The sequence below is a fragment of the Geomonas sp. Red32 genome (assembly GCF_023652955.1).
GTDB lineage: Bacteria > Desulfobacterota > Desulfuromonadia > Geobacterales > Geobacteraceae > Geomonas.
In genome coordinates this window covers 103,375-115,048 of sequence record NZ_JAKLOY010000002.1, presented here as the reverse complement: position 1 = coordinate 115,048, position 11,674 = coordinate 103,375, and the positions used below count along the sequence as shown (strand labels likewise).

Annotated in this window: 8 protein-coding genes; 2 read left to right on the top strand and 6 right to left on the bottom strand. The window is 63.3% G+C overall.

Going from position 1 to position 11,674, the window contains the following annotated elements:
• Positions 1–375 precede the first annotated feature (375 nt).
• Positions 376–1,044 (top strand): GntR family transcriptional regulator, encoded by a 669-nt coding sequence (locus L4X63_RS07465; protein ID WP_250677990.1) that lies wholly within the window; start codon positions 376–378, stop codon positions 1,042–1,044.
• 24 nt (positions 1,045–1,068) lie between these two features.
• Here L4X63_RS07465 and L4X63_RS07460 read toward each other — a convergent pair whose 3' ends face one another.
• From L4X63_RS07460 to L4X63_RS07440, 5 genes are all read right to left on the bottom strand, one after another.
• On the bottom strand, positions 1,069–2,013 hold the full coding sequence (locus L4X63_RS07460; RefSeq protein ID WP_250677989.1) for a sensor histidine kinase: 945 nt from the start codon (positions 2,011–2,013) through the stop codon (positions 1,069–1,071).
• A gap of 288 nt (positions 2,014–2,301) precedes the next feature.
• Positions 2,302–4,077 (bottom strand): acyl-CoA dehydrogenase FadE, encoded by a 1,776-nt coding sequence (locus L4X63_RS07455; RefSeq protein ID WP_250677988.1) that lies wholly within the window; start codon positions 4,075–4,077, stop codon positions 2,302–2,304.
• Positions 4,078–4,142: 65 nt separating this feature from the next.
• Entirely contained in the window at positions 4,143–5,318 is a 1,176-nt protein-coding gene (locus L4X63_RS07450; RefSeq protein ID WP_250677987.1) for a thiolase family protein, read from the bottom strand.
• Between the two features lie 20 nt (positions 5,319–5,338).
• Positions 5,339–7,690, bottom strand: coding sequence for a 3-hydroxyacyl-CoA dehydrogenase/enoyl-CoA hydratase family protein (locus tag L4X63_RS07445; protein ID WP_250677986.1), 2,352 nt, complete (start codon positions 7,688–7,690; stop codon positions 5,339–5,341).
• A 99-nt stretch (positions 7,691–7,789) separates the two neighbouring features.
• On the bottom strand, positions 7,790–9,565 hold the full coding sequence (locus L4X63_RS07440; RefSeq protein WP_250677985.1) for an AMP-dependent synthetase/ligase: 1,776 nt from the start codon (positions 9,563–9,565) through the stop codon (positions 7,790–7,792).
• Positions 9,566–9,871: 306 nt separating this feature from the next.
• Here L4X63_RS07440 and L4X63_RS07435 point away from each other — a divergent pair, with 306 nt between their 5' ends.
• Complete coding sequence (locus L4X63_RS07435) at positions 9,872–10,201, top strand: hypothetical protein (protein ID WP_250677984.1); 330 nt, start codon at positions 9,872–9,874, stop codon at positions 10,199–10,201.
• A gap of 1 nt (position 10,202) precedes the next feature.
• Here L4X63_RS07435 and L4X63_RS07430 read toward each other — a convergent pair whose 3' ends face one another.
• Entirely contained in the window at positions 10,203–11,549 is a 1,347-nt protein-coding gene (locus tag L4X63_RS07430; protein WP_250677983.1) for a TRAFs-binding domain-containing protein, read from the bottom strand.
• Between the last annotated feature and the right edge of the window lie 125 nt (positions 11,550–11,674).

Below are 11,674 nucleotides of genomic sequence, written 5' to 3'. Positions count from 1 at the left end.
CGTTCCCTCTCGTTCCCTCTCGTTCCCTCTCGTTCCCTCTCGTTCCCTCTCGTTCCCTCTTTGGCGGCGGCGCATCGTGCTTGTGGTGGCCTTAAGCGTTGGCTTCGTGAATTCGTAGAACTCTGTTCAATTTCTTTTTGTCAAACTTCTGTTTGCTCCCCGCCAAAAAATCCTCACGTTATCTTTACCTTTCCTTCATCTCGGGCGATCAAACGGGGAAATGAGCTTCTCTGCTGGAAATTTCACGGTAATCTCAAAATAACACTACCAAAATGCAAAACTATGTTCTATAGTAGTGGCCAACCGGTTGAAACGGCTTGTTCTAAAATCACGAAGGAGCCGTCGGATTTCGCTTGAGTACTGGGAGAGTTGGGCATGAGGAAGACGTACCAGATGGTGGAACGGGCTTTGGTTGCTGGATTGTTGAGCGGGGAGGTCCGCCCTGGCGGCACCCTCCAGAGCGAGCGTGACCTGGCGGCGCGCTTTGCCGTCAGCAGGGCGACGGTGAGAGAAGCGCTACTCAAGTTACAGGAGTCGGGATGGATCTCGGTCCACCAGCGACGCTCGACCATCGTGAACGACTTCTGGTCGCAGGGCGACCTGCAGTTGCTCTCCTCGATCAACCGCAACAGCGAGGCCTTCCCGAGGGAACTGGCCCTGCACCTCATGGAGCTCCGGGTCCAGTTCGCCCCCGACTACGCCCGCCGGGCCGTCGAGAACGAGGCACCCAAGCTGGCAGAGCTCCTCACCCGCGCCAGCAAGCTCCGCAACACCCCCGGCTCCCTGGTCAAATTCGATTCGCAGCTGCACCTGACCATGGCCGTGCTGTCCGGCAACAAGCTCTATCCGCTCATCATGAACAGCTTCACCGACCTCTACCAGCGTATCAAAGGGGAGTTTTTCTCGACCCAGGAGCATCGCTCCCTGGCCAGGAATTACTACGAGGAACTGCTTGTGGCGGCCCAGGCAGGCGATCCCCTGCTGGCGGAGCAGGTGACCAGGAAGGCCATGGCACTCAGGCTGGAAAGTTACCAGCGCGTTTAGGCGGGAAAGTCAGTTTACCAACTGCTAGTAGGCGCCCCCTCCGGGGGCGTTTTGGTCGGCGATGGTGAAGAAGAAGGTGGCGCCCTCCCCCGGTTCCGCCTCGGCCCAGATTCTTCCTCCGTGGCGATGGATGACGCGCTGCACCAAGGCCAGCCCGACACCGGCCCCCTGCCACTCGCTCCCTCCGTGCATCCTCTGGAAAGGGCCAAAGAGCCGCTCGGCGTATCTCATATCGAACCCTACCCCGTTGTCCCTCAGGTAATACACCGTCTCGTCCCCCTGCCGGTGGTAACCGAACTCTATCAGGGCGGTCTCCTTGCGCACGGTGAACTTCCACGCGTTATCCACCAGGTTGTTTATTGCGGTGGCCATCAGTTCGTGGTCGGCGTTGACCGAGATTCCTTCCGGGATGGTGAGCACTGCCTGGCGGTCGGGGGCTTGGCGAACGAGGATGTCTGCGTGGTCGCGGACCAGTTTTCCGAGGTCTACGGTCTTCACGGTCAGCCGCTGATTGGTTACCCGGGAGAGCTTTACCAAGGCCTCGATTTGCCCTTCCATCTTTTCCCCCGCCCGTAGCATGCAGTCGAGGTAGCCGCGGGCAGTATCGTCAAGACTTCCGGCGTAGTCTTCCAGCAGAGCCCCGCTGAAGCCGACCAGGTGCCGGAGGGGAGCCCTCAGATCGTGGGAAATACCGTAGGTTAAGGCCTCCAGCTCCTTCGACAGGTTGGCGTACGCCTCTTCCCTGCGCACCAGACGCTCCCTCAGGGCGCGTATCTCACGCTGGTCCTGTACCCGTGTATGGTTCTCCAAGCGCAGCTTCTGGTTATAGGCCGCCATTTCGTTTTGCCGGTCGCCCAAGGCTTTTTCGAGGGTATCCACCAGGATGTACAGCTGCTCCTCGACCGCTTCGTGCTGGGCCAACTCGGCCTGCACCTGTCTCAGGGCGGATGCTAGCTTGGAATCAGTCATGGAAATCTCCCCGCAATCCCCTCCGGATATGCCTCCCATGTCACTACCTCCTCAACGGGACCTTGGCGGTCTCACTACATAAGCAGATGCTAATCTTGGTACCCAAAAGATTTTGCCACATTATCGTGGGAGTACCAAGAATTAAAGCAGGTTGTCGCAAAAAATAATTAGCGGGTATCGAGCACAGGACCCATGAGTGATGTTTCCCGGCCCGGGGCGGGAGGCGGGAGGCGGGAGGCGGCACCTGCCTCCCGCCCCGGGCGATGAGAATCGCGGTCCCGCCGCGTGCTAGAAGGGGTAGCGCTCGGCGCTGGTGGCCGCCGCAGCCAAGGTCCGCTTGGCATCCAAAAGGCCGGTTGCCTGGTACTTGGTGAGCCTGCGGATCCCGGCCAGCAGGAGGGTCAGGGTATCCCCCTCGGCGCAGTAAAAGGCCGCCTTACGCGCCGCAGTGGCGGTACGCTCGGACATGGCGAAGGCGAAGATCCTGACGGCCGCCTCGACCGACTTTCTTCTCTCCTCGCTCAGCCTCGGGAGCATCTTGGCGGCCCGCAGCACGGCACTTTCCAGGGCGAAAACGTTGATGGCCTGGTCGGCCAGGGCCAGCAGGATCTCCTGTTCCTCACGGATCGCGTCGCGGTACTTCTGAACGGCCGTCCCCGCTACCACCAGGAAGACCTGCTTGAGGCTGGCGACCAGGGCCTTCTCCGCGGCCAACGGGACGCTTTCGTCGAGTTCCTCGAAACTCGGTGTGGTGAGCGCCTCGAACGCCTTGACGACCTCGGCCTGGAGCGGGATTTCCCCTTTCATGGACCGGGTCAGCAGGATGCCTGGGATAAGCATCCGGTTGATCTCGTTGGTCCCCTCGAAGATCCGGTTGATCCGTTCGTCGCGGTAGAAGCGTTCGGCGGGATACTCCTGGACGAAGCCGTAGCCACCGTGGATCTGCACCACTTCGTCCACCACCCCGGCCAGCACTTCGCTGCAGAAGACCTTGGCGATGGCGCACTCGAGGGCGTACTCCTCGATCCCCCGCTGGTAGACCTCGTAGTAGTTGGGTGTTTCCTTCGGAATGGTGGCCAGGCGGTCGTCCAGCAGACCGGCCAGCCGGTAGACGAGGGATTCGGAGGCGAAGATGGCGGCAGAAAGGTCGGCGATCTTTTCCCTGATGGCGCCGAAGGAAGAGATCTGGTGTCCGAACTGTTTTCTCAGGTTCGCGTAGCGGATCCCTTCCCCGAGGGCCACCTTGGCCGCGCCGGTGACCGCGGCGCCCAGCTTGAACCTCCCGACGTTCAGGACGTTGAAGGCGATCTTGTGCCCTTTCCCGATCTCGCCCAGCACGTTTTCCACCGGCACCTTCGCATTGTCGAGGATGACCTGGGTGGTGGAGGAGCCTTTGATCCCGAGTTTCTTTTCCTCGGGGCCGACGCTCAACCCCTCGGTTCCCCGCTCCACCAGGAAGGCGGTGAAGTGCTGACGGTCCACCTTGGCAAATATCGTGTAGAGATCGGCGATGGCCCCGTTGGTGGTGAACTGCTTGGTGCCGTTGAGAAGGTAGTAGCGGCCGTCCTCGGAGATGGTGGCGGTCGCCTTGGCCCCCAGCGCGTCGGAGCCGGAGTCAGGCTCGGTCAGGCAGTAGGCGGCGATCCATTCTCCCGAGATGATCTTTTCCAGGTAGCGCTGTTTCTGCTCCTCGGTGCCGTAGTAGACGAGCGGGAGGGTGCCGATGCCGGTGTGGGCCGCGTAGACGACCGAGAAGGAACCGGCCGAGGCGATCTTTTCCGCTGCCAGCATGCTGGTCGCCTTGTCCAGTTCGAGCCCCCCGTACTCCTCCGGAGCGTCCATCATCAGGAGCCCGAGCTCCCCGCAGCGCTTCATCAGCTTCACCACGTGGTCGAACTGCTGGTGCTCGATCTCCTCGCGCACCGGCTGCACCTCGTTTTTGACGAACTGCTCGGTGGTGGCGGCAATCTGGCGCTGTTCGCCGGTGAAGTCCTCCGGAGTGAAGATGTCGGCGTCGGAGGACTCGGTGATCAGGAATTCTCCACCCTTGAAGATCTTGGCCATGGCATACCTCGATAGACAGGTTCTAGGTTCTACGTTCCAGGTTCCAGGTCGGACGTCTCAACGGGCTAGTCGACCAACTCGAAGAGGCCGGCAGCGCCCATGCCTCCACCGACACACATGGAGACCAATCCGTACCGGCTGCCGCGGCGGCGCATCTCGTGAAGGATGGTGGCGGTCAGCTTGGTTCCCGTGCAGCCCAGCGGATGGCCGAGCGCAATGGCCCCGCCGTTGACGTTGACCCTGGCCGGGTCGAGCCCCAGTTCGCGGATGCAGATGAGCGATTGGACGGCGAAGGCTTCGTTCAGCTCGATCAGCCCCACCTCCTCCTGCTTCACGCCGCTGCGTGCAAGAACGGCCGGGATGGCCTCGATCGGACCAATCCCCATCACTTCGGGTGGGACTCCCTTCACGCTGTAGCCCCGGAAGCGGGCCATCGGCTTTTTGCCGATCTTTTTCAGAAACTCCTCGGACACCACCAGTGCCGCGGCGGCACCGTCGGTCATCTGGGAGGAATTGCCGGCGGTCACCGTGCCGCTTGCCTTGAAAGCGGGCTTGAGCTTGGCGAGCGCCTCCAGCGTGGTGTCGCTGCGGACCCCGTCGTCGGCGGTCACGAGCTCCTTGCGGCAGCGGGGCTTGCCCCCCTCGCTGGTGCATTTTTCCGCCTCCACCGGGATGATCTCCTCGTCGAAGCGGCCCGAGGCGATGGCGTCGGCAGCCTTGCGGTGGCTTTCCAGGGCGAAGCGGTCCTGCTCCTCGCGGCTGATGGCGTAGCTGGAGACCAGGATCTCGGCGGTGACCCCCATGGCGGCGTAGGTCTCGGGCCAGCCGGCGATGAGGCCGGGGTTGGGGGCGAATTTCTCCCCTCCCATCGGGATCATGCTCATGCTTTCCGCCCCTCCCGCCACGATGCAGTCGGCAAATCCGGCCATGATCCGTTCGGCGGCCGAGGCGATGCTCTGAAGGCCGGACGAGCAGAACCGGTTCACGGTCTGGGCGGGGACCTGGTAGGGAAGGCCCGCCTTGAAGGAGGCGATCCTGGCCATGTTCATCCCCTGTTCCGCCTCGGGGAAGGCGCAGCCGAGGATGACGTCTTCGACCTGGGCCGGGTCGACACCGGTCCTCTCGAGAAGCCCCTTGATGGCGGCGGCCGCCAGGTCGTCGGGCCGGGTGTCCTTGAAATGCCCCTTGTACGCCTTGGTGGCGGCGGTGCGGTAGGCGGCGAGTACGTACGCGTTCGACATGGTTCCTCCCATCGATGGGGCTAGTTCCTGAGGGGCTTCCCCTTCTTAAGCATGTGCTGGATCCGCTCGCCGGTCTTCTTTTCGCCGCAGAAGCGGAGAAACTTCTCCCGCTCGAGGTCCAGGAGGTACTGCTCGGAGATGATCGTCCCCGCCGGGACGTCGCCCCCGGTGATGACCTCGGCGATCCCTGAGGCAAGATGGCGGTCGTAAGCGGAGATGTACTCCCCCTGCTCCAGGTTCCAGAGCTGGGCCTTGATGGCGGCGGCGATGCCGCGTCCGGGGGCCTTGAGCGAGGTTCCCGGCTGCCCCGGACGGTAGTTGACCGCCAGGGCGATGGCTTTCTGTTTGGCGTCATGGATCCGGCGGTCGAGGTCCATGGTGATGGAATCTCCCCGGCGCATGAGCCCCATGGTGAAGAGCTCGGCGGCCGACATGCTCACCTTGGCCATGGCGATGTTCCGGTAGTTGCGGAGCAAAAACGGCATCACCTCGGCGTCGTACTCCTCGGCCAGCTTGATGGCGCGGATCGCCATCTCCTTGGTCCCTCCCCCCGCCGGTAAGAGCCCCACGCCGATCTCAACCAGCCCCATGTAGGTCTCCGCATGGGCCACGATGGCGTCGGAATGGAGGCAGGTCTCGCAGCTTCCTCCCATGGCGAGGTTGTGGGGGGCGGCCACCACCGGGACCCTGGCGTACTTGATGGCCATCATCGCCTTCTGGAAGGAGCGGACGGTCAGCTCGATCTCGTCGAAGGCCCCCTCGGCGATGGCCATCGCCACCAGCATGAGGTTGGCCCCCGCGGAGAAGATCGGGCCCTCGTTGGCGACGACCATGCCGGTGCCGTCGCGTTCCGCCCTTCGCACCCCCTTCTGGATCATGGAGAGGGTCTCCGGCCCCATGGTGTTCATCTTGGAATGGAATTCGAGACAGAAGACCCCGTCGTCCAGGTCGATAAGGGAGGCGGCGCCGTTTTTCTCGACCACCTTCCCCGCGCTCTTCAGGAGGGTGAGCGAGTAACGGTCCGGAGAGGCCGGGACTTCGCGGTACCCCTCGTCGCGGAAGCTGTAGTAGAGAAGCCGGCCGTTCTCCACCCGGTAGAAGGAGGCGACCTTCCTGAGGAGCTCGGGGATGGCGACCCCGTCCCGTTCCGCCCGGGCCACGAAGGAGGCGACCCCGAGGGCATCGAGGGTCTCGAAGGGGCCGAGCTCCCAGTTGTATCCCCACTTCATGGCGTTGTCGACGTTGACCACGTCGTCGGCGATCTCGGGGAGCCTTTTCACGGCGTAGATGAGGGTATCGCGCAGGGTGACCCAGGCGAAGCGGGCGACCGGGTCGTCACCCTCGACGAGCGTCCTGACCCTCACGGCGGGGTCGTCCTGCTGCTTGGCGGCGGCCACCGCCGGAGATTTCGGCGAGGCGGCCGGGAGGTAGCTTTCTGTCGCAAAGTCCCAGTAGAACCGGGTGGTTCCCCCCTCCCCTCTCTCCTTGCGGTAGAACCCCTTCCCTCCCTTATTGCCGGTCTGGCCGGCGGCCACCATCTTCCGCACGCTCTCGGGAACCTCAAAGACCGCAGCCTCGTCGTCTCCGGTCAAAAGCCGCCGGCTGTTCTCCAGGACCCGCACCACGGTGTCGATCCCCACCAGGTCCCAGAGGGCGAAGGTCCCGGTCCGGGGCCGCCCCATGGCCTGGCCGGTTGCCAGGTCCGCCTCCTCCACGGTGAGCCCGGCCTCCATGAGGTGCTTGAAGGTGACCGCCCCCGCGTAGGTGCCGATCCGGTTGGCGATGAAGTTCGGGGTGTCCTTGGCATGGACGATCCCCTTGCCGAGCCTGACCCGGATGAACTCGGCCATGAAGGAATAGAGTTCCGGATCGGTGTCGCGGCAGGGGACCATTTCCATGAGCCGCATGTAGCGCGGAGGGTTGAAGAAATGGGTGACCAGGAAACGGCGGCGGAGCTCCTCGGGGAGCGACATCGCCAGCTCGTTGACGGACAGACCGCTCGTGTTCGTCGAGAGGATGGCCCCCTCCTTGAGGTTCGGGACCACCCGGTCGCTGAAGAGGCGCTTCTTGATCTCCAGGTTCTCGACCACCGCCTCGATCACCCAGTCGCACTCGCGGAGCCTTCCCGCGTCGTCGTCGAAGTTCCCCGCATCGATGAGGTCGCGGTAGCCTGCGAGGTAGAGAGGTGCGGGCTTCGCCTTGGTGAGGGCATCGAGGGCTTTCACTGCCACCGCGCTCCGCTCCTTCGGGGAACTCCCCTCCCCTGCCACATCCAAAAGGAGCACGCTGATTCCGGCGTTGGCCAGGTGGGCGGCAATAGCGGAACCCATTACCCCGGCACCCAGTACGGCTCCTCTTTCGATCGTTCTCATAACACCCCCAACTTGTTTACGTTTGCCGATGGTGCCACGCTGCCGGAGGCGCCACGGAGAGTATTCCAGGCATCCACGTTTTCAAAGCCACTCCTGCTTTCAGCTCTCTCCCGCGTACATACGCTCGATCCGCTCACGGTAGTGCTCGGCGATCACCTTCCGCTTAAGCTTCAAGGTCGGGGTCAGTTCGTCGGCGGCCAGGGTGAAATCGTGGGGGAGCAGGTCGAACTTCTTGATGGTCTCGTAGTGGGCGAGCTGGCTGTTGATCTCGGCCACCCGCTCCCGATAGAGCTCCTGGACCGGCTCGTGAACCACCAGGTCGTCGAGGTCGTTGTACGGGATCCCCTTCTCGCGGGCGAACTCCAAAAGGCGCTCGATGGTGGGGACCAGCAGCGCCGTCAGGTAGGGCCTGCGGTCGCCGACGATGACGGCCTGGGAGATGTACTTGTCCCTTTTGAGGAGGTTCTCGATCGGCTGCGGGGCGACGTTCTTCCCGCCGGCGGTGATGATCAGCTCCTTCTTCCGGTCGGTGATGAAGATGAAGCCGTCCTCCAGGCGGGCGATGTCGCCGGTCTTGAACCAGCCGTCCTTGAGTACTTCCCGGGTCCCCTCGCGGTCCTTGTAGTAGCCGAGCATTACCTGCGGCCCCTTGACCATCAGCTCGCTGTCCTCGGCAAGCGCCACCTCGGTCTGCCGGAGCGGGGTCCCCACCGACCCGAAGCGCAGCTGCTGGAAGTTGTTGTTGGCGATGACCGGACTGGTCTCGGTGAGCCCGTACCCTTCCAGGATGGGGACGCCGATGATCCAGAAAAATTCGTTGATGTGGGGATCGAGGGGCGCGCCGCCGCAGCAGCAGAGCTTGAGCCTCCCCCCGAAACGCCGGCGGAGCTTGGTGAAGATGATCCGGTCCGCCAGGGAGTACTCGAGCCTGAGGAGCAATGGCACCGTTTTCTGCTGATACTTGGCGTCGATGTACCGGCTGCCGATGGCCAGCGCGGTCCGGAACAGCCGCCGCTTGAACAGGGGAAGCTGGTGGACATACTCGAAGATGCGCGAATGGATCTTCTCGAAGAGCCGCGGGACGCAGACCATGATGGTTGGCTCCACCTCGATCATGTTCTCGGCGATCTTCTCCACGCTGTCGGCGAAGACCATGAGCCCTCCCAGCATCAGGCAGAGGTAGTAGCCGACGCTTCGCTCTAGCACATGGGTCAGGGGGAGAAAACTCAGGAAGGTTTCCTGGTCGCCCAGGACGCCCGCCTTCATGATGGTGGATGAGACGTCGAAGAGGACGTTGCGATGGGAGAGCATGACCCCCTTGGGGATGCCGGTGGTGCCCGAGGTGTAGATGATGGTCATCAGGTCCTCGGGCTCGATGGTGTCGATCACCCGTTCCAGGGCTCCCTGTTCCTCGGGAAGGATCGGGTCGTCGATCTCGGAGAGCTGGTAGAAGGTGGTCAGGGGAAGTTCCGGTTCGCCCAGAAAGCGCTCGAAGGAGACCACCAGGCGGAGTTCGGGAATCTCGTCGCGTGCCGCAAGGAGCTTCCGGTACTGTTCGCGGCCGGAAATGAAGACCAGGGTGGCGCCGCAGTGGCTGAGGACGTAGGCGACTTGGGCGGGGGTGTTGGTGGCGTAGATAGGGACGGCGATCCCGCCCGCCGCCAGGATCCCCATGTCCGCGATGACCCATCCGGCGCGGTTCTCCGAGAGGATGGCCACCGGCTGACCCGGCGCGATCCCGAGCTTTCGCAGGCCGCGGGCCACCATCAGGGCCCGCTGGTAGAACTGCGCGTAGCTCAGGGTGACCCAGCTCCCGAGCTTTCTGAAACGGAGCGCGGGACGCTCGCCAAGGCGAAGAGCGCCCTGCCTCAGCATGTCCGGTATCGATCGGTAAGGAACGGTTTCCATCGGGTCACCCAAATCGGCGGTAGGATGAAGGATCGGCGGCCACGCAAACATCGATCCCGAGAACTCCCTCTGATTTTAATGATATACGGGAGTGCGTCCGCCGTCAATTTCGGGGGGGCGACTGCCGGGGTAAAGCTACCGATTGACAGCCGCGGAAAGGATAACTATGATCTCCCTTCCTTCGGGACCGGCCGGTTCCCGTCAGGGACGCCCGCGGCTTGGCCGGAGTTCCGGCGGCGGGGCCGCCGGATTATCTATATAGGGGAGTACTTGATGTCCAACTCGGTAGTTGACGACCTGATAAAGCAGATGGGGCCTTTGTTTACCAAGGGGGTGTTCGCCAGGAAGACCGTTTTCCGCTTCTCCATGGACGAGGAGACCTTCACCGTCACGGTGGACGCGGATTGTTACTCGGTCGATAGAGGAAACGCCGGCGGCGATGCGGACTGCAGCTGCAAGACCAGCCAGCAGATGTTCCATAAGATCTGGTTCGACGGTTACCAGCCGGGGATCATGGACTTTCTCAGCGGCAAGATCCAGGCGAGCGCTCCTTTGCTCCTCCCGCAGTTTTTGCAGGCCTTCGGGAAATTCGCCCGCTCCTGATTTACCCGTTTCCACCCCAGCGGGCGGCCGCCTCCAGGAGCTTTTCCATGGCGGCGTCCGCCCAGCTCGGGCACTCCGCACCGCGCCCCAGTCGGGCATCCCTGATCAGTTTGAGCTTCTTGGCCGTGGTCTGCGGCTCCCACGCTTCGCGGACCCGGGCGAGGCTCCTCCCCAAGGCATCGATCCCCTTCGCCTCATCACAGGAGAGCACCGCCAGTTCGAGCAGGGTGGCGAAATCCCAGTAATCGGCCGCCCCCGACCTGATGCTCTGCTCCACCGCGTAATGCACCACCGGGAGAATCTCGCGCCGTCGCGGGTCGGCCGGCTGCTTGAGCTCCATTAGCGTGACCGCGTTCACCCCCGCATAGGTGTCGCGCCAGTCGGCCTCGAACCCCTTGAGGTACGCGGTGGCGGCCTTCTCGAGGAGCTCCTTGGCCTGCTGGCGATTTCCCTGCTCCAGCGTCTTTTCCCACTGGTACTTCAGTATCCTTCCCAGTTTCCCGTAGCTCACGCTGCTCTGCCCGCGGCGGGATATCAGGTCCCGCATGGTCTGCTCGGCCTCTACCCCGCTTCCCATCCGGTTGAGGGCCAAGGAGAGCTGTTCCTGCACGAGTATGGAGTCCGCCAGCTCGGGTGGCATCCGCTTCACCAGCTCGACCATCTCCGACCACCAGCGGACTTGCCGGTAGGCGAAGAAGAGTTCGAGCACCAGTCCAGGTTCCGCCTGCACCGTGTTCCCTATCTGTTGGGCTACTCCCCGGACCGCCTCGCCCCCTTCCTGGCGGGCACGCTCCAGGCGGTCCCAAAGCGCGGCCTCCTGCCGGACCTGCTCGCAGAGCCTGGCCAGCGACTCCCCTCCCCGCTTCGGTATCCGCTCCATGAGGGGGAACAGCGGGCTTTCGTCGGTTTGTTCCTGGTTTTTCAACCGGTCGGTGATGAGGGTGCGGTACTTGGCCTCGTATTCGGGCTGTCCCTGGGGAGAAAGCCGGTAGGGGACCGCCTCGAGCCGCTGGACGTCGAGGGGGACCTGCCCCCTCTCGAGCGCGTAGATGAGGAGCGTCGAGCGCCGCTTGAGGGCGTGACGGACCCCCAGTTGGTAGAAAACGGCGGGGTCGGCGGCGGTCAGATCAACCAGCGCGTGGTCGCAGAGGGTAAGGCGCTCCAGGAGGTGCTCTTCGATCCCGCCAGTGCGTCCCTGTCCGCCTCGCACCGGGTAGAGCCCCGCCGCCTCCACCGCGGGGACCACCAGCCGTTCGTACACCGCCTGGAAGTCGATCACGCGCCCCGAGGCGTCCTTACGCTTGTCGAAAGGCATCAGGATCAGACAGATTTTCTGGGTCATTGCCATGCGCTCTCGTTGGCTGCACCGCCGGCCGGACCGGCACGGGTCCGGCCGGCGACTGGGAAGGTTAATACGGCAAGGGCCGGGTATTTATGAGTATCTGGGGACCCCGAAAGTATAACGGTACCGAG